Genomic DNA, 21,774 nt, shown 5'->3' on the forward strand with positions numbered 1-21,774 from the left:
GATTTACCTGAAAGCCGACATCATGTCGGCCTTTTTTTATCCTGCCTGACGGATGCGGGCAATCAGCGCATCCACATCTTCGACGTGATCGGCTGCCAGAATCAGCGTACGTCCCAGGTTAATCGCATTGCGGATGCAGTCAGTACGCATCGCCGGATCGGCAATCAGCTTCATATCTGCCACATGTGACATTCCCACCGTGCGGCGAATCAGCTCAGTGCCGCAATAACCGATGGTATCGGCCCACACTTTACGCAGAAACGCTTCCGCATAACCTGGATAAGCCAGCGCCTCGTCGCGGGTTTTCTCTGCCGCAAGCGCCAGGAAGCCTGAAGCAAAGGTCGTCCAGAGTTTATGCACATCGCTGAGGCGCTGCTCGCGGGCATCGGCGGCCTCACGTGGTGGCAGCAGACCTGGCAGGCCGCAGTAGTTAATCAACAGGTTGCCTGCCGCGGTACCAACATCAAAACCGATGGGTCCAAAATAACCAAATTCCGCATCAATCGCTTTCAGGCTGCCGTCAGCAACGAAAATCGAGCCGCTGTGAATATCCCCATGCAGCAGCGCTTCGGCGTGGGCAAAGAAACGATGCTTGAGACCGCCCACCGCAATGCGCAGGGCATCGTCATTACGCAGGCTGGCGACCAGCGGTTCAAGCGCTTCAGGATAGCTGTTGCGCTCATGATTGGTGTAAGGATCGTTGAAGAAAAGATCTTCAGTTATTTCACACATTTCCGGATTAATGAAACGCGCCACTTCCGCTTTTTTCTGATGCGGATGCAGGATGAAATCGGACGTATGAAACAGGGTTTGCGCCAGATAGTTGCCCAACTGCTGAGCCGCTTCCGGGTAGTAAGTGCCCTTCACCAGCTCGCTACGCCAGATGCGATGGCTGGAGAGATCTTCCATCACCATCACCGCCAGCTCCGCATCGTAATGGGTGATCTTCACGGTGTGCTGCGGACAGTATTTGTAGTGCTCGACCAGCGTCTGCGCTTCCAGCCGCGCCCGATCCAGCGTCAGCGGCCAGGACTCCCCCACGCAGCGCACATAAGGCAGTGCCTGCTTGACGATAACGCGACTGATGCCCTGATCGTCATAAATCTTAAACACCAGGTTGAGGTTGCCATCACCAATCTCTTCTGCGCTGCTCAGCGCGGCAGGATTGTCCACGCCGCCAAATTGTCGGGCATATTCCACAGCATCAGCAGCAGTAAAGGTACGGTATTGCGACATTGCCTGTTCCTCATCATTCGAAGGGGGTTACTCAGGTGTAATAAGCCGTTCAGACGTCTATACATCCGTTCAGCATGTTGGCACAATACGCATCATTAACGCAACATGGATTTCACCCACAATGCAGACACTTCAAACCACCAGCTTACAGGTTCGTGACAATCAGCTCTTGATTCTGGATCAGCAGGCACTGCCGCAGCAGAAGAACTGGCTGCCCGCGCACAGCGTGCCTCAACTGATTGAACATATTCATGCACTGCGGGTGCGCGGTGCGCCGCTGATCGGCCTCTCCGCCTCGCTGCTGCTGGCGCTGCTGGCAGAACAGGGGCAGACGCGCGCTGAACTGTCACAGGCGCTGGAGACCCTGCGCGCTGCGCGCCCTACCGCCGTCAACCTGATGAACAATCTTGACCGGATGAAAGGGGCGCTGGCCCAGCCGGACTTTACCCCTGCGCTGGCTCAGGAAGCCTGGCGGCTGGTGCAGGAGGATAAGCAACTGTGTGATGCCATCGCTGATGCCGGTTGCACGCTGGTGAAACCCAACAGCCAGCTGCTGACTCACTGTAATACCGGCGGGCTTGCAACGGCAGGTGTGGGTACCGCGCTGGGCGTCATTGCCCGTGCCCATCAGCAGGGCCTGATTAAGAATGTCTGGGTTGATGAGACCCGTCCGCTGTTACAGGGCGGCCGCTTAACCGCCTGGGAACTGGGCGAGCTGGCGGTTCCCTACACCCTGATTACCGACTCCATGGCCGCCAGCCTCATGGCCCGTGGCGAGGTAGATGCGGTGTGGGTCGGCGCTGACCGCATTGCCGCCAATGGCGATGTCGCCAATAAGATCGGCACCTACAGCCTGGCGGTGCTGGCGCATTATCATCAGATCCCGTTCTACGTGGCGGCCCCGCATACCACGCTGGATCGCAGCTGTCCTGACGGCGCAGCGATTCCCATTGAGCAGCGCGCCGCCAGCGAAGTGACGGGCGTTGCCGGCAGTTTTGGCAGCGTGCAGTGGGCGCCAGAGGCAGCCTGGGTTTATAACCCGGCGTTTGATGTGACGCCAGCGGCGCTGATCAGCGGCTGGGTGCTGGACACCGGCGTGGTGACGCCTGACCAGGTGCAGGGCGGCATCTTCCAGCCGCAGTAATGGTCTGCGAGGCGTTTGCCGCTATGGCAGACGCCCCGCAAAACAGGCTGACAGATTACGCCAGACGCGGATAGGCATCCGCTATCTTATCGCCGGTAAAGTTCGCCACCCAGCCTTCCTGATTGTCGAAAATACGGATAGCCGTGAAATGGGGTGACGACCCCATATCAAACCAGTGCGGCGTTCCCGCTGGCACCGAGATCAGATCATTTTTTTCGCAAAGGATCTGCAGGATCTCGCCATCCAGATGCAGGCAGAACAGCCCGGCACCCTCGACAAAGAAACGCACTTCATCTTCGCCGTGCGTATGTTCATTGAGAAATTTCTCCCGCAGTACGGTTTTCTGCGGGTTATCAGCACGCATGCTGATCACATCCCAGCTCTGATAGCCCTTTTCCGCCACCAGCCGATCAATCGCATGCTGATAGGCGTTGATCACCGTTTCGGCATCCGGATTTTCACCCAAATCACGATCGGCTTCCCAGCGCTCGAAACGGACACCTTTTGCATTCAGGCGGTCACGAATCGCTTCCGCGTCAGTGCTGTGCCACACCGGCTGGCTGGCTTCACGGTCGGTAAAAATAGTCAGTGCGCTCATGCTAAATCGACTCCGGGTTAATCTGGGAAAAATCCGTCACCTGACGATGGCGGCTCTTATTGTCCGCATCGCCACGCAGTAATTGCAATGTCTGCCAGCCCGCCTCTGCGGCGGCATCCAGCTCCTGATGAATATCAGAGAGAAACAGCAGCTGCTCCGCTGGCTGACCCATCTCAGCGGCAATAGTGCGATAAGCCGCGACGTCGCGTTTGGCGCCGACGTGGGTGTCAAAATAGCCACTGAACAGGCCAGTAATATCACCTTCGTCGCTGTAGCCAAATAACAATTTCTGCGCCGCAACCGAGCCGGAGGAATATACATAGAGTTCAATGCCCTGCGCCTTCCAGCGGCTGAGCGCAGGCACGACGTCGGGATAGAGATGACCGGTAAAACTGCCATTCACGTAGCCATCGCGCCAGATCATGCCCTGCAGCGCCTTCAGGCCGGTCGATTTGCGATCCTGGTCCATAAAGCCCAGCAGAATATCTGTCACGCCAGCCAGATCGGCCTGCAGCTGACCGGCTTCTTCGCGCACCGACTGCAGTGCGGCCGCCACATCGGGCTGGTGCGCATTGTCACGCAGGAAATCCGGCAGATGCTTGCGGGCATAGGGAAACAGGATGTTATGTACAAAGCGGATATCGCTGGTAGTGCCTTCGATATCAGTAACAATGGCGCGAATCATGCTTTCTCCAGCAGGCGACGTTGACGTTCACATTCAAATAAAAATTCCAGACCTTCCAGATGACGGCGGGCTTCGCTGACATCCCGGCCCCAGCAGGTTAAGCCGTGGCCGCGCAACAGAAAGCCGTAACGCAGCGGAAAACGTGCGGCGTAATCTTCAATTTCTGACGCCAGCGCCGCGATATCCTGGCTGTTGTCGAACACGGGAATCGCCAGCGTATCCAGGTGAGTATGCTGACCACTTAACGATTTTTGCATCTCATAGCCGTGCAGCAATAGCGCCGCACCCTGCTCCACCCGCGACAGCACGGTCGAATTCACCGTGTGGGTGTGCAGCACCGCGCCCGCCTCAGGAAAGAGGCGATAGATCATCGTGTGCAGGCCGGTTTCTGCCGACGGCTTACGGCCAGAGAGCGAGTGGCTGGTGGCGATATCGACCTCAATAAAGTCATCCCGCGTCAGCGTGCCTTTATCTTTGCCCGATTCACTTAGCAGGCAGATATGTTCATCGCGGCGCACGGACATATTTCCGCCGGTGGCCGGTGCCCAGCCTTTTTCGCCAATCCAGTGACAGGCGGCGACCAGCTGATCTAACGGAAGACTCTGCGACATAAAGGTTCCTTGCGGTGAAATGAAATTCCCGGTAACTCAGATAATCGTAACGGCGATGAAATTTCAACAGGTTGCATCATCATCTTCGGCTCCTGCCAAATGATCCGTGTGTCAGCAAGGCAGCAAGCGCGCTTATCCCCGGGAGCTGACACTCGTCAGTGACCGGGGTAAGCAAGCGTAGCCAACGCCGCTGAGGTACGGAGCATGACGCATTTAGCCGTCTAAGCGTCTTGATTGCCAAATACTACCATCCTGTTTATAGTGGCACAAACACCGGGTGACACCGCATCAATTTTCGCGCTTAAGGCCTGACACCATGACGCAGCACAACCTGATCCCCGAGAGTAAACTTCCCTTACTCGGCACCACGATTTTCAGCCAGATGAGTGCGCTGGCGCAGCAGCACAACGCCATCAATCTCTCTCAGGGCTTTCCCGATTTCAGCGGCCCGGACTATCTGCAGCAGCGGCTGGCGTATCACGTCAGCCAGGGCGCGAACCAGTATGCGCCGATGACCGGTGCGCTGCCGTTACGCGAGGCGATAGCGGAGAAAACCGCGCGACTTTATGATTATCGTCCGGATGTTGACGCGGAGATTACGGTGACGGCGGGCGCGACCGAAGCGCTCTATGCGGCGATTACCGCACTGGTGCGGCCGGGCGATGAGGTGATCTGCTTTGATCCCAGCTACGACAGCTATGCACCTGCGGTGGAGTTATCTGGCGGCGTGATGAAACGCATTACGCTGCAGCCGCCCGCTTTTCGGGTGGACTGGCAGGCGTTTGCTGCCCTGCTGAGTGATAAAACCCGGCTGGTGATTCTGAATACGCCGCACAACCCTACCGCTACCGTCTGGCAGCAATCTGATTTCACCGCGCTGTGGCAGGCGATTTCGGCGCACCCGGTCTATGTGCTGAGCGACGAAGTTTATGAGCACATCTGCTTCGATAAAGCGGGCCACGCCAGTGTGCTGGCCCATCCTGATTTGCGTCAGCGCGCTATGGCAGTGTCGTCGTTTGGCAAGACGTTCCACATGACCGGCTGGAAAGTGGGCTATTGCATTGCGCCTGCGGCGATCAGCGCTGAACTGCGCAAAGTGCATCAGTACCTGACCTTCTCGGTGAATACCCCGGCGCAGCTGGCAATCGCCGATATGCTGCGTGAGCATCCGGAACACTATCTTGAGCTGCCAGCGTTCTATCGCGATCGCCGCGATAGGCTGGCCACGGCGCTGAGCAACAGCCGCTTTAAGGTGCTGCCCTGCGAAGGCACCTACTTTTTACTGGTCGATTACAGCGCCATCTCCGATCGGGATGATGTCAGTTTCTGCCAGTGGCTGACCCGTGAAGTCGGCGTCGCCGCGATACCCCTGTCGGTGTTCTGCGCCGATGCTTTCCCCCATAAACTGATCCGCCTCTGTTTTGCCAAACAGCCGGCGACATTAGATGCCGCCGCGGAGCGCTTATGTCAGCTTTGAAAATCACGCTATTGCAGGAGACGCTGAGCTGGATGGATGGCGAGACCAACCTGCGCCATTTTGACGCGCAGCTGGCCGGACTTACCGGACGCGATCTGATTATCCTGCCAGAGATGTTTACGACCGGCTTTGCGATGGAGGCGGCGAAAAGCTCGCTGCCAGAGGCGCAGGTGGTTGAGTGGCTGCACCAGCATGCCCGCAGCACCGATGCCCTGGTCGGCGGCAGCGCGGCAATTCAGACAGAACACGGCGCGGTAAACCGCTTCCTGCTGGTCGAACCGGACGGCACGCTGCATCAGTATGACAAGCGTCACCTGTTTCGTATGGCGGACGAGCATCACCACTATCAGCCCGGCGAACAGCGGCAGGTGTTTGAGTGGCGCGGCTGGCGCATTCTGCCGCAAATCTGTTACGACCTGCGCTTCCCGGTCTTCTCGCGCAACCGCAATGATTACGATCTGGCGCTCTATGTCGCCAACTGGCCTGCGCCACGTGCGCTGCACTGGCAGGCGCTACTGTTAGCGCGGGCGATTGAAAATCAGGCTTACGTGGCAGGCTGTAACCGTGTTGGCAGTGACGGCAATCAGCATCACTACAGTGGCGACAGCCAGATTATTTCCCCGCAGGGGGAGATCCTTAGCGCGGCCGAGCCGCATCAGCGCGCCCGGCTGGATGCCGAGCTGTCACTGGACGCGCTTCAGGCTTACCGCGAGCGTTTCCCGGCCTGGCAGGATGCGGACCGGTTTTCGCTGTAAACCACCGCCGGTTAACTGCCGCGATAGGTTGACCACGACCAGGGCGAAATCAGAAATGGCAGATGAAAATGGCTGCCCGCCTCGGCAATCATAAAATCGATCTGCGCACTGACGTAGAGCGCATCCCGACCGGCGACGGCAAAATAGTCGCCGATTTCCGCCGTCAAACGGTAGTGGCCCGGCGTCAGAGGCTCAGGCGTAAGATCTTTCAGACGCCCGTCGCTGTCCGTTTCACCCTGTGAAATCGGAAACCAGCCTTCCGGGCTGTTCTGCTCAAGTGATATCGCCACGCCGCTGGCGGGTTTGCCCAGCGCCGTGTCGAGAATATGGGTGGTCAAAGTACTCATTGAATCGTCTCCTTAAGCCGTAACAGGGTAATTTCACGCAGTTGATCCAGCGCCTCCTGCTGCTCGGTAACCTCGCTATTCTGCAACCGACGCTGCAACTCTGCGAGCATCTGCTCGCCGCTGCGCCCTTTGGCACGAATCAGAAACACCCGGCCAAAACGCGCTTCATACGCCTTATTCCCCTGCTGCATCGCCTGTTGCAGAGCATAATCGGCCTGCTGCATCGCGGACTGCTCCCCGCGCGACAGTACAGACTCTTTGTCCGCGCCGTCCGCGCGTTCGCCAATGCGGGGATGGGCTGACAAGGCCGCTTCCAGCTCGGGCTGCTGCCAATGGCGAGCCAGCGCATCGGCAGTGGCCAGTAGCGCCTCAATGGAGGCAAAAGGCCGGCCCGCCACCATCGACTGCTGCCAGTGCGGGATCGCCACACAGTGCCGGATGGCCGACTGCGCCTCGTCAGCTGACAGCTGATTAAATGTGGCTAACTCCATATTTTAACTCCGTCCGGCAATCAGCGAGACCGCTTCCAGATAAGCCTGCAGCGCAGGAGCCACATCGTCAACCGCCACCGACTCTGCCGGATGATGACTGATGCCGCGATGGTTACGCACAAATAACATACCGACCGGCCAGCGTTCAGCGATAGCGATAGCGTCGTGCCCGGCCCCGCTCGGCAGTGACAGACTACGACCCTGCACCGTTTCCACCGCATGGCTCAGCGCCTGTTGCAGCGCGGAGTCACAGGCAGTAGCACCGATGCGATAATATTCGTTCGACTCGAAGCGAAGTCCACGGCGCAGCGCAATCGCCTCAGCCTGCGTTAGCAGGCTGGAGAGCAGCGTCTCCAGCGGATTATCCAGCGGACCGCGCACGTCCAGCGACAGCGATACCTCGCCGGGGATCACATTCACTGCACCCGGCGCGCAGTTAATCGTGCCCACAGTCGCGACCAGCTGCGGATCCTGCTCTCGGGTGGCCTGCTCGATAAACACCATCCACTCGGCGGCGGCGGCCAGCGCATCTTTGCGATGCGTCATCGGCACCGTTCCCGCATGGCCCGCTTCGCCGGTGAAACGACAGTTGAGGCGGCGCGCACCGTTGATCGCTGTCACTACGCCCAGCGCCAGATCTTCCTGCTCCAGACAGGGGCCTTGTTCGATGTGAAGCTCAAGATATCCGACGATATCCTCAACCCGCCGCGCCGCAGATGCGATCCTGTCGCTGTCGAGACCAACATCGGCCATCGCCTGCGCGACAGTAATGCCGTTGCCGTCGGGATGTGTCACCCAGCTTTGCGGCCAGCTGCCGGTAATCCCGCGACTGCCCAGCAGCGTAATGCCAAAACGGGTGCCCTCTTCGTCGCCAAAGCCAATCACCTCAATGGCCAGCGGCAGGCGGCGCTGATGTTCATTTAGCCACTGTACGGTTTCAATGGCGCTGAGCACGCCCAGCATCCCGTCGTAGCGGCCGGCGTTGCGCACCGTGTCGAGATGGGAGCCGAGCATTAGCGCAGGCGCACCCGCTTCTGCCGCCTCATAGCGCCCACAGATATTGCCGACTTCATCCTGCCACACCTGCATCCCCGCTGCCTGCATCCACTCACCGACGCAGGCGTTGGCGCGCAGATGTTCCGCCGACAGGTAGACGCGGGTCAGGCCCTCAGCCGTTTCGCTGATCGCTGCCAGCGCATCACAGCGCGCCATCACGCGCTGTGCAGCGGCCTGAGCTTCGCTGGCACTCATCATCATGCCTGGCTCCCGTAGTGATCCCAGGCGGCCTGCGCACCCGCGCCCTGCGGCGTGCGATAACCGACATGAGTCAGCACTGTTTCCAGCGCCGATAGCGTCTGCATCACGCAATCTTTGCGCGCGTTGTAACCCATGGTGCCGATGCGCCACACCTTGCCATGCAGCGGACCAAATGAGGTGCCAATCTCAATGCCGAAATCTTCCAGCATCAGTTTGCGTACCTGATCGCCGTTGACACCTGACGGGATCATCACGCCCAGCACGTTGTTCATCTTGTTTTTCAGATCGCCGAAGGTCTCCAGCCCCATTCCCTGAATGCCTTTCAGCATCGCTTCACCATGCAGTTTGTGACGGGCGATGCCGTTATCCAGCCCTTCCTGCAGGATCAGACGGGCACACTCGCGTGCGCCAAACAGCGCACTGGTCGCTTCGGTGTGATGGTTAAGTCGCTCCGGCCCCCAGTAATCCATGATCATGCCGAGATCAAAATAGTTGGAGTAGATCATTTCATCATCTCCATCCTGATGCGCCTCGGTGCGGATCCCCTGCTCCACGCATTTGCGTTTGCGGATCACCGCTTCCATCTCTGCGCTCAGGGTGATCGGTGACGTGCCCGATGGGCCGCCCAGGCATTTCTGCATCCCCGCCGATACGGCATCCAGTCCCCAGGCATCCGTCTCCAGCGGGTTGCCCGCCAGCGACGCAGTGGCATCGGTGTAGAACAGCACGCCGTACTGTTTACAGATCGCCCCCAGCTGCTCAAGTGGCTGCAGCATGGTGGTCGAGGTATCGCCCTGCACGGTCAGCAACAGGCGTGGCCGCACTTTTTTGATCGCATCTTCAATCTGGTCCGGGGTAAAGACTTCGCCCCACGGTACTTCGATGGTGTGAACGTCCGCACGACAGCGGCGGGCAATTTCGCACAGCAGGTGACCGAAGCGGCCAAACACCGGGACCAGCACTTTGTCGCCAGGGCGGATAGCGGAGAGCAGTATCGATTCGATGCCGGCACGAGAGGTGCCATCAATCAGCAGCGTCCAGCGGTTCTCTGTGCGGAACACGCCGCGGTAGAGCGCCATCACTTCGTTCATATAGTGGGTCATCGCGGGATCGTACTGACCCAGCAGCTGGCTCGACATGGCGCGCAGCACGCGGGGATCGGCGTTGATCGGTCCCGGTCCCATCAGCAGACGCTGTGGCGGATTGAGTTGCGGGTATTGTGTTATATCCATCATCATTTCCTTTTCTGATGCCCGACAGGCTATTTTATTTGCCATTCTGGCCCCGGGCAGTGCTCACACAGGCTGCTTTAGCAACCTGAACGCCCGTAAGGGCGGCCCTGAAGGGGCGAGCACAGCGAGTCATCCTCACGTACTTCGTGTACGCTCCGGTTGTTCCGCGCTGTCCGTGGTCAGACTGTCTGCAACAATAAACGCCTGTCAAACTAAACATTTAGAGACGAACCGAAGAGATAAACTGCTTCAGCTCCGGCGTCTGCGGCTGGGCGAACAGCGTTTTACTGTCGCCCTGCTCCCAGACGCGCCCCTGATGCATAAAGACCACACGATCGCCCACGTCGCGGGCGAAGCTCATTTCATGGGTGACGAGGATCAGCGTCATTCCCTCTGCCGCCAGCTGCTCCAGAACTTTAAGCACTTCGCCCACCAGTTCAGGATCGAGCGCGGAGGTGATCTCATCACAGAGTAAAACTTTCGGCGTCATCGCCAGCGCACGGGCGATCGCCACGCGCTGCTGCTGACCGCCAGAGAGGCTGGCAGGATAGTAGTCAAGACGTTCACCCAGCCCGACTTTCTCCAGCATCTGCGCCGCAAGCGCACGGCACTCGGCCTCGCTTTTTTTCAGCACCCGGCGCGGCGCCAGCATCACATTCTCCAGCGCCGTCATGTGCGGGAACAGGTTGAAGCTCTGAAATACCATTCCGACCGAGCGGCTGATTTCACGCGCCTGCGAATCACGGTCGGTAATCGTCATCCCGCCGAGCTTGATGCTGCCCTCCTGATAGCCTTCCAGCCCGTTCATACAGCGCAGCAACGTGCTTTTGCCGGATCCACTGCGACCAATGATCGAGATCACCTCGCCCATGTCGATATCCAGATCCACGCCTTTCAACACATGGTTGTCGCCGTAATATTTTTGCACCTGATTAATGGTGATGAGCGGCATTGAATTTTTTCTCCAGATACTGGCTGTAGCGAGACAGCGGATAACACATCAGGAAGTAGCCCAGCGCCACCAGCCCAAAGACTTTAAACGGCTGATAGGTCACGTTGTTCAGAATGGTGCCCGCCTTAGTCAGCTCAATGAAGCCGATAATTGAGGCCAGCGCGGTGCCCTTGATCACCTGCACGGCAAAGCCCACGGTCGGCGCGATACCGATACGGATCGCCTGGGGTGCCACCACCCGCCATAGCGTCTGACCAAAGGTCAGGCCGAGGCAGCGTGACGCTTCCCACTGCCCTTTCGGCAGGGCGCGAATGCTGCCGTACCAGATGTCCACCAGAAAGGCGCTGGTGTAGAAGGTCAATGCCAGCGAAGCTGCGGTCCAGGGCGCGACATCAATGCCGAATAGCCCGACGCCGAAAAATGCCAGGAACAGCTGCATCAGCAGCGGCGTGCCCTGAAACAGCGCGGTGTAACCGCGTATCACGCGCGTCAGCCACTTGCGTTGCAGCAGACGCAGAAACAGCAACGGCAGCGTCACCAGCGTTCCGCCGGCAAAGGCCACCAGCGACAGTAACAGGGTCCAGCGCGCCGCCAGCAGCAGGTTGCGCAGGATGTCCCAGTCAGTAAAGGTCGTCATCATGATGGCTGCACTCCAAACCATTTACGGCCAATTGCCAGCAGCAGATGGCGCATCGCAATCGACAACGCCAGGTAGATCAGCGTGGTCACCAGATAGACCTCAAAACTTAAGAAGGTGCGCGACTGAATCAGGTTAGCGGCGAAGGTCAGCTCCTCATAGGAAACCTGGGACACCACCGACGACCCCAGCATCACGATGATGCACTGACTGACCAGCGCCGGGTAAATGCGCTGCAGTGCAGGTGGCAACACCACCCGCAAAAACGTCTGGCTGCGGGTTAATCCCAGCACCCGGCCTGCTTCCCACTGCCCTTTGGGCGTTACCTGAATTCCGGCGCGGATGATCTCGGTACTGTAAGCGCCAAGGTTGATCAGCATCGCCAGCAGCGCCGCCTCGCCAGCGGTAAGTTTCAGCCCCATTGCAGGCAGACCGAAAACAATAAAGAACAGTTGCACCACAAACGGCGTATTGCGGATCAGCTCGACATAGATGCCCCACAGGCGGCTCATCCAGCTGGGTTTGCCGCTGCGCAGCGCCGCGCCCGCAATGCCCAGCGCCACACCACCGGTCGTCGCCAGCACCGTCAACTGGATGGTGACCCACAGACCGGAGAGCAGCTCCGGCCAGTAGGGCCACAGGGCGGGAAAGTTAAGTTGCCCGGTCATGAATCCGTCCTCAGGCGCCGAGGTTGGCGGGCAGCGGCGCTTTGAGCCACTCTTCTGACAGTTTATTCAGGGTGCCATCTTTGATGCCCTGCTCAATCAGCGCATTGACTTTCGCTTTCAGCGCAGGCTCATCTTTCTTCAGGCCGATAAAGCAGGGTGAATCTTTCAGCATAAACTGCGCGACAGGCGCTTTAGCCGGATTCTGGCGTGCAATAGCGGCGACCACCAGGTTACCGGTGGCGACATATTGCACCTGACCGGAGAGATAGGCAGACAACGTGGTGTTGTTATCTTCATAGCGTTTTATCTGCGCATCTTTCGGCGCAACGTCGCTGAGCACCATATCTTCTACCGCACCGCGCGTGACGCCAATCGACTTGCCGCTCAGAGCCGACGCCGCTTTGATCTCATCGCCTTTCGGACCAAATACGCCCAGGAAGAACGGCGCATAGGCACGGGTAAAGTCGATCACTTTCTCACGCTCGGCATTTTTACCCATGCTGGAGATAACCAGATCGACCTTATCAGTTTGCAGATAAGGCACGCGGTTGGCACTGCTGACCGGCACCAGCTGCAACTTAAGTTTCATCTGCTTTGCCAGATATTTCGCCGTGTCGATGTCATACCCCTGCGGCTGCAGGTCAGTGCCGACCGAACCAAAGGGTGGGAAATCCTGCGGCACAGCGACGCGGATGACACCGCGTTTCTGGATGTCCTGCAGTTGATCGGCCAGCGCACTTCCCGCCTGAGCCATCAGTAAAGCTGCAGCTGCTACCGCCATTAAAACTTTTTTCATTATGCACCCCGGTGAGATTAACGTGAAACAAAAGATTCTTTGGGATGCATTCTGCAACTAATGTGCCAATGCGGGTGGCAATTAAAAAAGGGTTAGACGGCAGAGAGTTCCGTTGAAACTGGACGTAATCAGGACGATTACGCCGGGAAAGATGTGTTCTGAAATGGGGCAAAGCACCAAAACGGTGCCTGTTAACGGTGCTCCAGTTCGTCAAACTGCTGATACAGGTCAGCGATCTGATGTATCCGCTGACGTCCCTGAGCCAGCATTTCATGCAGCAGGGCATTAGCAATCAGGTTAACCAGACTCATGGCCGCGCTGTAACTGTCAAAAGCGGAGACGCTATCCAGCGGCGTACAAAGCTGCCACCGCGCCAGGGTAATCACCGTCTGCGCCTGCGGCTCACACAGTACCAGCAGCGGGATACCGGCTGCCTGCAGCTGCTGCATCAGCGGGCGAATGATGCGTGGACGACGACGAAAGGCCATCACGATGACCATGTCGTCCGGTGTGATATCCACCAGCTCCTCAGCCAGCGTCTGGCCCGGTTGCGGCAGAATATGCACCTGCGAACGCGCCTGTACCAGTTGCTGGCGCAGGTGCAGCGCCACCGGGTAGGCATTGCGCATACCGATGATAAAGATGCGTTTTGCCTGCGACAGCTTCTGAAGAACCTCGTTAAAGTGCTGTGCATCCAGGCTGTTAACCCACTGCGTAAGATTCGCCATCTCCTGCTTATAGTGGCGTGCCAGCAAGGTATTGCCCTGCACGGCATCACGATTATCCGTCAGCGGCATGCCGCTCTGACGCAGGATACGTAATTCATCACGCATATCTTTGTATTTCTCGTAGCCCAGACGCTTAAACAGCCTGCTGACCGTGGCTTTCGACACGCCACTGAGCCGCGCCAGCTCGGCACTGTTGTAGCTGATCAGGTCATCGAAATGGTCAAACACGAAGTCAGCAATGCGCTGTTCCTGTGGCGAGAGCTGGGGATAGTGACTTCTGAGTCGTTCATCAAGCTGCTTCATAAGGCGTCCTGTAACTTTTGTTTCAGCACTTTTGTTTAGCAAAACCTAGCACAATTTACGCCAGGTTAACCGGCGCATTGTCATCGCAGGGTGAAAACTGGAACAGCTCTTGCTTTGTTATGCGTTCTGTCACCCGAAGAATGAGAAAACGATGATTCAAAGCAATATGGCCCCGCAGGGGATGGCGGTGACGCCGCACCATCTGGCGAGTGAAAGCGCACTCGCGGTACTGCGTGATGGCGGTAATGCCATTGAAGCGATGGTGGCCGCCGCCGCAACTATCGCGGTGGTCTATCCACACATGAATGGACTGGGCGGCGACGGTTTCTGGCTGATTCTGCCGCCCGGTGGTGATCCCGTCGCTATCGACGCCAGCGGCGCAGCAGGTTCACTGGCTCACCGCGATTTTTACGCCGATCACCCGAAAATCCCACATCGCGGACCGAAAGCGGCGCTGACCGTGGCCGGTACAGTCAGTGGCTGGCAGGAGGCACTGATGCTCTCTAAGGAGATGGGCACCCCGCCGCTGCCGCTGGCTCGTCTGCTGCGGGATGCGATTCGCTACGCCGCCGACGGCATTCCGGTGACCGCTTCACAGAGCGCCGCCACCGCAACGTTCCGCAGTGAGTTGCAGCATCAGCCCGGCTTCAGCGCCACGTTTATGCCTGACGGCGAGGTGCCGCAGCCCGGCAGCCGTTTCACCCAGCCCGCACTGGCGAACACTCTCAGTCAGCTCACCGAAGAGGGACTCGACAGTTTTTATCGCGGCCCGCTGGCTCATCATCTGGCCGACGAGATGGCGACGCTGGGCATGCCGGTGACGCTGACCGATCTGCAGCAGCATCGTGCCCGCCGCACAACGCCACTGCACCTCGCACACAGCGAAGGCGACATCTGGAATATCGCCCCACCGACGCAGGGCATGGTGTCGCTGGCAATCCTTGGCATCACCGACCGGCTGGAAATGGCGGAGGCTGATGACGCGCAGACGGTGCACCGCATCGTTGAAGTCACTAAGAAAGCCTTTGCGCTGCGCGACAAACACATCACCGATCCCCGTCACGTTACCGAAGATTTGCAGGCGCTGCTGGATAGCGATCACCTTGCCACACTCGCCAGCCAGATCACCGATGGTGAGGCGGCAGCCTGGGGGAATGGACGCGGACCGGGCGATACCGTCTGGATGGGCGTGATGGACAGCAGCGGTCTGGCGGTCTCCTTTATTCAGAGCATCTATCACGAGTTTGGCAGTGGTGTGGTGCTGCCCGGCACCGGTATTACCTGGCAGAACCGTGGCGCGGCGTTTAGCCTGGATCCTGACGATTTACTCGCCCTTGCGCCCGGCAAGCAGCCGTTTCATACCCTGAATCCCGCCGCTGCACGCCTGAAAGATGGCCGGACAATGGTGTATGGCGCCATGGGAGGAGATGGTCAGCCGCAGACCCAGGCGGCGATTTTTACCCGCCATGTCATTCAGGGCCTGCCGTTACAGCAGGCGGTCAGTGCGCCGCGCTGGCTGCTGGGCCGGACCTGGGGGCAATCGTCCGACTCACTGAAACTGGAAGGCCGTTTTGACGACGAAACGGTATTGATGCTGCGTCTGTGGGGACATGAGGTGGAAATGCTGCCGGACTTCAGCGAATCCGTGGGCCATGCGGGCGCCATCGTGCGTCACAGCAACGGCATGTTTGAGGGCGCAAGCGATCCGCGCAGTAACGGCAGCGCTGCCGGTTTTTAACAGGAGCGAATCATGAATCAACACGACTGGGCCAGCTACATCGGCCATATGGAGCAGATACTGCAACTGGAACTGGATGACGCCCGCCGTGCTGAACTGCTGATCCAGCTGTCGCGTATCGCGGAGATGGCGGCGCCCCTGATGGCGTTTCCGCTGGACGATCGGCTGGAAGTGGCAGGAGTATACCAGGCATGAAATTAGGTGATATTTCGATTCAGAGCCTGCAACGGGCGATCCAGCAGGGTGAGATCAGCGCGGTGGAGGTAGCGAAGAGCACGCTGCAGGCAGTTGAGCAGCATAATCCGGCGCTGAATGCCTGGACGGAAGTGACCGGGCCGCGCATGTTAAAAGAGGCCAGCGCGATTGATGCGCAGCGGCAGCGCGGCGAAACCCTGCCACCGCTGGCGGGCATCCCGTATGCGGTGAAAAATCTGTTTGATGTGGCGGGCCACAGCACACTGGCCGGTGCCAGCCTGTTTCGCGATCGCCCCGTGGCACAGGCAGATGCGTTTGCCGTGGAGAAACTGTGTCACGCGGGCGCGCTGCTGTCGGGCATGCTGAACATGGATGCCTATGCCTATGGTTTTACCACCGAAAACAGCCACTATGGTGCGACGCACAATCCGCGCGATCTGAGCCGCGTGGCGGGCGGCTCTTCAGGCGGTTCAGCCGCCGCCGTGGCCGCCGGGCTGGTCCACTTTTCATTGGGCACCGACACCAACGGCTCGATTCGGGTGCCCGCATCGCTGTGCGGTATTTTTGGTCTTAAACCGACTTTTGGCCGTCTGTCACGCAGCGGCAGCCATCCGTTTGTCGCCAGCCTTGATCACATCGGCCCACTGGCGCGCCGGGTTGAGGACCTGGCACTGGTGTATGACCTGTTGCAGGGCGCAGACCACGCTGATGCGTTTCAGGCTGATCGTCCACTGGACGCGACGCTGCCAGGGCTGGCACTGGGCAGCGAAGGATTACGTTGTGGCGTGCTGGATGGTTTTTTTGCCCGCTGGTGCGATGAGGATGCCCGCGCGGCCGTCGCGGTAGTCGCAGCCGCGCTTGAGGCTCAGGAAGAGGTGCTGATGCCGGAGGCGGAGCTGGCCCGCTCGGCGGCGTTTATCATGACCGCCGCCGAAGGCGGCAATCACTATCTGCCTGCCCTGCGTCAGATGCCGGAGCAGTTTGAACCGAACTCACGTGAACGTCTGCTGGCCGGTGCCATGATGCCTGGTGCCTGGTATGTGCAGGCACAGCGTTTCCGTCGCCATTTTCAGCAGCAGGTGTTACCGCTGTTTGATCGGTTCGATGTGCTGATCGCCCCAGCGACGCCCTGCAGCGCGATTACTATCGGTCAGCAAACCCTGACGATTCAGGGTGAGTCGCTGCCCGCCAAGGCGAGCATGGGAATGCTGACGCAGCCGATCTCCTTCCTGGGATTGCCGGTCTGTACCGTGCCGCTGGCGACCCGAAATGGCCTGCCGATTGGATTACAGCTTATCGCCCGTCCGTTTAATGAAGAGGCAGTACTACGCGCCGCCTGGGCACTGGAACAACAGGGCATTACGATGCCGCAAATGAATATGGCAGGAGCCTGATGAACAGAGAGATTAATTTACCGCAGGTGCTCACCGAGGTAACAGCGCAGTTTTATCGCTACGAGCAGGCGCTGGTCAGCAATGACGTGGAAGAACTGGATGCGCTGTTCTGGCATGACCCGCGAACCGTGCGTCTCGGGGCGGGTGAGAATCTGTATGGCATTGATGAAATTCGGGCCTTCCGGGCCGCGCGTCCTTCAACCGGTCTGAACAGGACGCTACGGAACACCGTGATTACGACTTTTGGCGAGGATTATGCGGTCTGCAGCACCGAATTTACCCGCCCTGGCAGCGATAAGATTGGCCGTCAGCAGCAGACCTGGGTGCGAATGCCCCGCGGCTGGTGCATCGTGGCGGCGCAGGTCAGTCTGATGAGCTGACGGCATCCGGCGCTGCTCCCGTTCAGAACGGGGCAAGCGCCGGAACTGGCCTAAGGCGCCGGGTGAGTTGCGATCCAGTGGTCAGCAATCTGCTGGCGGGTACAGATCCAGACGTCGTCGTGCTGCTGGATGTGATCGAGGAAGTTCTGCAACGCGCGGAATTTGCCAGGGCGACCCAGCAGGCGGCAATGCATGCCGACCGACATCATCTTCGGCGCCGTTTCTCCCTCTTCATACAGCACATCGAAGGTGTCGCGCAGATAGGTGAAGAACTGTTCGGCGGTGTTAAACCCCTGCGGCGAGGCAAAGCGCATATCGTTGCACTCAAGGGTGTAAGGAATAACCAGGTGCGGTTTTACCGTGCCATCCTGGCAGGTAACCTGCGTCCAGAACGGCAGATCATCGCCGTAGTAGTCACTGTCGTAGCTGAACCCACCCTGCTCCACCACCAGCCGACGGGTGTTCGGGCTGTCGCGCCCGGTGTACCAGCCTGTTGGCGCTTTCCCAAACAGATCCACCAGCACATCCACCGCCTGCTGCATATGCTGACGTTCAGTTTTTGCATCCATGCCCTGATAGTGGATCCAGCGCCAGCCGTGGCTGACCACATCGTAGTCCGCCTGTTTAATCGCCTCGACAATTTCAGGATGACGCGCCAGCGCCATCGCCACACCAAACACGGTTAGCGGCAGACCACGTTTCTGAAATTCATTGTGGATGCGCCAGAAGCCGGCGCGGGAGCCGTACTCATACAGCGACTCCATCGACATGTGACGATCGGTATAGCTGGCTGCACCGATGATGTCGGAGAGGAACTGCTCTGAGCCCGCATCGCCATGCAGCACACTGTTTTCTGCACCCTCTTCGTAATTCAGGACAAACTGCACTGCCACACGGGCGTTATTGGGCCAGGCGGCGTGCGGCGGATTGGCACCATAACCGATTAAATCGCGCGGATAGTTTTTGTTAAAGCTGTACTCTTTCTTCTCTGCAGCGTCAGTCATTACTCCACCTGTTTTGATTCGGGAAAGTTCCGTTAGTTTAGATGTTGAAACGCACCTGAGAGAGGTTTCTGCAAAGGCCAGGCCAGATCGCCATGTTTGCTGGTGCCAAAGCCAAGCGCCACCAGCGACTCGACCATTTTCACCGCTGCGCTGACGCCATCAATCACCGGCAGGCCCAGCTCCTGGGTCAGCGAAGCCGCCAGCGTCGCCATTCCGCCACAGCCCAGCACAATCGCCCCGCTGCCATCTTCCCGTTTCGCCTGAATACAGCGCTGCCGCACTTTTTCCTGCGCCAGACCGCTGCCATCTTCCAGCGCCAGTACCGGCAGATCGATGGCATGCAGCGCGGCACAGTGATGGGTAAAGCCATACTGCTGCAACAGATGACGCGCAATCACCAGCGTGCGCGGCAGCGTGGTGACAATGGAGAAACGTGTCGCCAGCAGCGTGGCGGTATGCATCGCCGCCTCCGCAATGCCGATTACCGGCCCGCTGGCCAGCTCGCGCGCGGCCAGTAAACCCGGATCGCCGAAGCAGGCAATGACATGCCCGCTGACACCCTGCTCCCTGCCCAGCTTGATCTGCTCCAGCACGCCGATGGCGGCGATCGCCTCATCGAAGTGCCCTTCAATGGAGGGCACGCCCTGCGACGGCGAAACCGCCAGAATTTCGGTGCCCGGTGCGGCGACCGCACGCGCGGCCTGAGCGATAGTTTCGGTCATCGCCAGACTGGTGTTGGGATTAATGACCTGAATCAGACTCATGAAGCGACTCCAGAGACTGAGGCAAACAGTCGGGAGAAATCGGGCAGGGTTTCTCCGCTGCGCTCAAAGTGCAGGCTGGATACGATGTGCTCAAAGTGATGCTGAAGCGCGAGAGTCAGCGGTTCCAGCGCACGTGCACGCAGTAACGCCAGAAGATTCGCGTGATCGTCACAGCGACAGCCGCGCTGCCAGGGTGCGCCATAGGCGGCAATCACCAGCGAGGAGCGCTGGGTCAGGCTGGTCACCATGCCGGTGAGCACCTGATTACCGGAGATCGCCTGTAGCTGAATATGAAGCGCGGCGGAAAGCCGGATGGCTGCCGGACCATCATGATCGGCGTGCGCCTGGTTTTCCTGTGCAATGAGCTGCTCCAGTGCCGCCAGATGCGGAGGCTGCAGATGCGCCAGTACCGCAGGCAGATTGGCGCACTCCATTAAACTGCGGGTTGAGAAGATGTCACGTGCCTCTTCAACGCCGGGTGTCGCCACCTGCGCACCACGTTTGGGCGTCAGGGTGACCATCTGCACCGCCGCGAGGCGCTGCAGCACTTTACGGATGCCGGTGCGACTCACCCCAAAGACCCCGGAAAGTGCCTCTTCCGGCAATTTACTGCCTGGCGGCAGCTGGTGCTCAACAATAGCGTTCATCAACGCCTGGTAAATCCCTTCATCTTTGTCCTGCAGATGAGTGGCGTCTCGCTGGCCTGTTTTACTCGTCATTACCTGCTCCGGTCGCTCGCTGTGTGCCACTATCGTATACGTGAAAAATAAATATTGTATACAAGAAAACAGATCTGGCCTGAATCCTGCAATACCGTCTTACCAGATTATTCATTCCACTTTCAGGTACAGGAGCAGGTTTCATGCCAAAACAATCAACGGTGGCCAGCGCGGCCTCTGAAGCCAGTGCCCGTTACAGCCCACGGCTTTGTAACGAAGACCTGGCACCGACTCGCAATCAGAACTGGTCGTGGTACAACATCTTCTCTTTCTGGATGTCCGATGTGCACAGCATGGGCGGCTATGTGGTAGCCGCCAGTTTCTTCACGCTGGGATTAGCCAGCTGGCAGGTGCTGCTCTGCCTGCTGGCCGGGATTTGCATCGTGCAAATCTGTGCGAACCTGGTGGCGAAACCGAGCCAGATGGCGGGTGTCCCTTATGCGGTGATCTGTCGTCAGGCGTTTGGCGTGTTTGGCGCCAATATTCCGGCGGTGATTCGCGGGCTGATTGCCTTCGCCTGGTATGGCATTCAGACCTATCTGGCGGCGAATGCCCTGATGCTGGTGCTGCTAAAGTTCGCGCCGTCGCTGACATCAATGACCGTACCACACTGGCTGGGCCTGTCGCTGCTGGGCTGGTGCTGTTTCGGCATTATGTGGTTACTGCAGGCGATGGTGTTCTGGCACGGCATGAACGCCATCAAACGGTTTATTGATGTCGCTGGACCGGCGGTCTATGTGGTGATGGTGGCACTGGCGGGCTGGATTGTATACAAGACCGGTTTCGATGGCATCTCCTTTACCCTCGCCAGCAAATCGCTGACCGCAGGCGAGCAGACCTGGCAGATGATTACGGCCACGGCGCTGGTGGTCTCTTACTTCTCCGGGCCGCTACTGAACTTCGGTGACTTTTCACGCTACGGCAAGAACATGTCCGAGATCCGTCGCGGCAACCGCTGGGGTCTGCCGTTTAACTTCCTGCTGTTCTCAGTGGTGACGGTGGTGATTGTCTCGGGCACCCAGTCGCTGTTTGGCAAAATGATCACCGATCCTATCGAAACCGTAAGCATGGTCGGCAACGATCTGGCGGTCGCGATTGGTCTGCTGACCATGATTACCGCCACCATCGGCATCAACATCGTAGCGAACTTCGTTTCACCCGCGTTTGACTTCTCGAACTGTTCCCCACAGAAAATCAGCTTCCGCACCGGTGGGATGATCGCCGCCGTTGGTTCAGTGCTGTTAACGCCGTGGAACCTGTTCCAGTCGCCTGAGCTGATTCACTACACCCTGGATGTGCTGGGATCCTTTATCGGGCCGCTGTTCGGGATTCTGTTAACCGATTTCTATCTGATTAAGCGTGGCCGTATCTCAGTCGACGATCTGTTTAATGACACGCCATCTGGTCGTTACTGGTATCGCGGTGGCTTTAACCCCAAAGCGATTGGCGCGCTGCTGCCGTCGGTAGCGATTTGCCTGGTGATTAGTTTTATTCCTTCCCTGCATCAGGTGGCGAACTTCAGCTGGTTTATTGGTGCCGGTCTGGCGGCGGGCTGCTATCGCTTTATCGCCCGTGAAGATCGTGAAGCTGAAGATGTGACCCGCGCGCATGGCGAGGTAGTGGCGCAGAAGAATCAAGCCGTCGCTGAATAGCAGACAGCAAA

General features: G+C 58.7%; 24 protein-coding genes. 8 read left to right on the forward strand and 16 right to left on the reverse strand.

All coding sequences use genetic code 11. The features are described from left to right. Positions 1-36 precede the first annotated feature (36 nt). Entirely contained in the window at positions 37-1,236 is a 1,200-nt protein-coding gene (mtnK, locus tag P2R09_RS07185; protein WP_275768427.1) for an S-methyl-5-thioribose kinase, read from the reverse strand. Between the two features lie 121 nt (positions 1,237-1,357). Here mtnK and mtnA point away from each other — a divergent pair, with 121 nt between their 5' ends. Beyond that, entirely contained in the window at positions 1,358-2,380 is a 1,023-nt protein-coding gene (gene mtnA / locus P2R09_RS07190; RefSeq protein ID WP_275768429.1) for an S-methyl-5-thioribose-1-phosphate isomerase, read from the forward strand. A gap of 55 nt (positions 2,381-2,435) precedes the next feature. Here mtnA and P2R09_RS07195 read toward each other — a convergent pair whose 3' ends face one another. Genes P2R09_RS07195 through P2R09_RS07205 form a run of 3 tightly spaced genes read right to left on the reverse strand, consistent with a single transcriptional unit; the run spans position 2,436 to position 4,274 of the window. Next, positions 2,436-2,978, reverse strand: coding sequence for an acireductone dioxygenase (locus P2R09_RS07195; protein ID WP_061061694.1), 543 nt, complete (start codon positions 2,976-2,978; stop codon positions 2,436-2,438). 1 nt (position 2,979) lies between these two features. Next, a complete protein-coding gene (gene mtnC, locus P2R09_RS07200) occupies positions 2,980-3,663 on the reverse strand; it encodes an acireductone synthase (protein WP_275768430.1) in 684 nt (227 codons plus the stop codon). Next, complete coding sequence (locus P2R09_RS07205; RefSeq protein WP_275768431.1) at positions 3,660-4,274, reverse strand: methylthioribulose 1-phosphate dehydratase; 615 nt, start codon at positions 4,272-4,274, stop codon at positions 3,660-3,662. Before P2R09_RS07205 ends, mtnC begins: the two co-directional genes overlap by 4 nt. 316 nt (positions 4,275-4,590) lie before the next feature. Between P2R09_RS07205 and P2R09_RS07210 the strand changes: the two genes are divergently transcribed. Beyond that, complete coding sequence (locus P2R09_RS07210; protein ID WP_275768432.1) at positions 4,591-5,751, forward strand: pyridoxal phosphate-dependent aminotransferase; 1,161 nt, start codon at positions 4,591-4,593, stop codon at positions 5,749-5,751. Continuing rightward, entirely contained in the window at positions 5,739-6,506 is a 768-nt protein-coding gene (locus P2R09_RS07215) for an amidohydrolase (protein WP_275768434.1), read from the forward strand. Before P2R09_RS07210 ends, P2R09_RS07215 begins: the two co-directional genes overlap by 13 nt. 11 nt (positions 6,507-6,517) lie before the next feature. On the opposite strand, the gene uraH is transcribed toward P2R09_RS07215, so the two are convergent. The 9 genes from uraH to hpxU all read right to left on the reverse strand — a co-directional run bounded on the left by uraH (position 6,518) and on the right by hpxU (position 13,917). Next, the gene (uraH, locus tag P2R09_RS07220) at positions 6,518-6,853 is read right to left on the reverse strand and encodes a hydroxyisourate hydrolase (protein ID WP_275768436.1); all 336 of its coding nucleotides are present in this window, start codon (positions 6,851-6,853) and stop codon (positions 6,518-6,520) included. After that, positions 6,850-7,344, reverse strand: a complete 495-nt coding sequence (gene uraD, locus P2R09_RS07225) for a 2-oxo-4-hydroxy-4-carboxy-5-ureidoimidazoline decarboxylase (protein WP_275768438.1) — start codon at positions 7,342-7,344, stop codon at positions 6,850-6,852. The genes uraH and uraD overlap by 4 nt, the downstream gene beginning before the upstream one ends. Positions 7,345-7,347: 3 nt before the next feature. After that, positions 7,348-8,601, reverse strand: a complete 1,254-nt coding sequence (gene hpxK / locus P2R09_RS07230) for an allantoate amidohydrolase (protein WP_275768440.1) — start codon at positions 8,599-8,601, stop codon at positions 7,348-7,350. Beyond that, positions 8,598-9,833: an alanine--glyoxylate aminotransferase family protein gene (locus tag P2R09_RS07235; protein ID WP_003852571.1), complete on the reverse strand. Its 1,236-nt coding sequence runs from the start codon at positions 9,831-9,833 to the stop codon at positions 8,598-8,600. The genes hpxK and P2R09_RS07235 overlap by 4 nt, the downstream gene beginning before the upstream one ends. Before the next feature lie 220 nt (positions 9,834-10,053). Then, positions 10,054-10,785 carry an amino acid ABC transporter ATP-binding protein gene (locus tag P2R09_RS07240; protein ID WP_008924827.1) on the reverse strand — a complete coding sequence of 244 codons (732 nt, stop codon included), beginning with the start codon at positions 10,783-10,785 and terminating at the stop codon, positions 10,054-10,056. Next, a complete protein-coding gene (locus P2R09_RS07245) occupies positions 10,766-11,422 on the reverse strand; it encodes an amino acid ABC transporter permease (protein WP_033742952.1) in 657 nt (218 codons plus the stop codon). The genes P2R09_RS07240 and P2R09_RS07245 overlap by 20 nt, the downstream gene beginning before the upstream one ends. After that, a complete protein-coding gene (locus P2R09_RS07250) occupies positions 11,422-12,090 on the reverse strand; it encodes an amino acid ABC transporter permease (RefSeq protein WP_275768442.1) in 669 nt (222 codons plus the stop codon). Before P2R09_RS07250 ends, P2R09_RS07245 begins: the two co-directional genes overlap by 1 nt. A gap of 10 nt (positions 12,091-12,100) precedes the next feature. Further along, complete coding sequence (locus P2R09_RS07255) at positions 12,101-12,886, reverse strand: transporter substrate-binding domain-containing protein (RefSeq protein WP_003852569.1); 786 nt, start codon at positions 12,884-12,886, stop codon at positions 12,101-12,103. Positions 12,887-13,077: 191 nt separating this feature from the next. Further along, positions 13,078-13,917: a MurR/RpiR family transcriptional regulator HpxU gene (hpxU, locus tag P2R09_RS07260; RefSeq protein WP_275768444.1), complete on the reverse strand. Its 840-nt coding sequence runs from the start codon at positions 13,915-13,917 to the stop codon at positions 13,078-13,080. A gap of 151 nt (positions 13,918-14,068) precedes the next feature. Between hpxU and P2R09_RS07265 the strand changes: the two genes are divergently transcribed. The 4 genes from P2R09_RS07265 to hpxZ are packed head-to-tail and all read left to right on the forward strand — an operon-like array spanning position 14,069 to position 17,624. Beyond that, on the forward strand, positions 14,069-15,655 hold the full coding sequence (locus P2R09_RS07265; protein ID WP_275768446.1) for a gamma-glutamyltransferase family protein: 1,587 nt from the start codon (positions 14,069-14,071) through the stop codon (positions 15,653-15,655). Between the two features lie 12 nt (positions 15,656-15,667). Further along, on the forward strand, positions 15,668-15,850 hold the full coding sequence (hpxX, locus tag P2R09_RS07270) for an oxalurate catabolism protein HpxX (protein ID WP_003852562.1): 183 nt from the start codon (positions 15,668-15,670) through the stop codon (positions 15,848-15,850). Beyond that, positions 15,847-17,244, forward strand: a complete 1,398-nt coding sequence (locus P2R09_RS07275) for an AtzE family amidohydrolase (protein WP_275768450.1) — start codon at positions 15,847-15,849, stop codon at positions 17,242-17,244. Before hpxX ends, P2R09_RS07275 begins: the two co-directional genes overlap by 4 nt. Further along, a complete protein-coding gene (gene hpxZ, locus P2R09_RS07280) occupies positions 17,244-17,624 on the forward strand; it encodes an oxalurate catabolism protein HpxZ (protein WP_275768452.1) in 381 nt (126 codons plus the stop codon). The genes P2R09_RS07275 and hpxZ overlap by 1 nt, the downstream gene beginning before the upstream one ends. 50 nt (positions 17,625-17,674) lie before the next feature. On the opposite strand, the gene puuE is transcribed toward hpxZ, so the two are convergent. Genes puuE through P2R09_RS07295 form a run of 3 tightly spaced genes read right to left on the reverse strand, consistent with a single transcriptional unit; the run spans position 17,675 to position 20,111 of the window. After that, the gene (gene puuE, locus P2R09_RS07285) at positions 17,675-18,628 is read right to left on the reverse strand and encodes an allantoinase PuuE (RefSeq protein ID WP_039658999.1); all 954 of its coding nucleotides are present in this window, start codon (positions 18,626-18,628) and stop codon (positions 17,675-17,677) included. 32 nt (positions 18,629-18,660) lie between these two features. Further along, positions 18,661-19,392, reverse strand: coding sequence for an allantoin racemase (hpxA, locus tag P2R09_RS07290; RefSeq protein ID WP_003852554.1), 732 nt, complete (start codon positions 19,390-19,392; stop codon positions 18,661-18,663). Next, positions 19,389-20,111, reverse strand: coding sequence for a GntR family transcriptional regulator (locus tag P2R09_RS07295; RefSeq protein ID WP_275768455.1), 723 nt, complete (start codon positions 20,109-20,111; stop codon positions 19,389-19,391). Before P2R09_RS07295 ends, hpxA begins: the two co-directional genes overlap by 4 nt. 143 nt (positions 20,112-20,254) lie before the next feature. On the opposite strand from P2R09_RS07295, the gene P2R09_RS07300 reads away from it, so the two are divergent. After that, a complete protein-coding gene (locus P2R09_RS07300) occupies positions 20,255-21,763 on the forward strand; it encodes an NCS1 family nucleobase:cation symporter-1 (RefSeq protein ID WP_003852551.1) in 1,509 nt (502 codons plus the stop codon). Positions 21,764-21,774: the final 11 nt, after the last annotated feature.

The organism is Pantoea sp. Cr_R13 (genome assembly GCF_029222565.1).
In the GTDB taxonomy this organism is placed as follows: Bacteria; Pseudomonadota; Gammaproteobacteria; order Enterobacterales; family Enterobacteriaceae; genus Pantoea; species Pantoea eucalypti.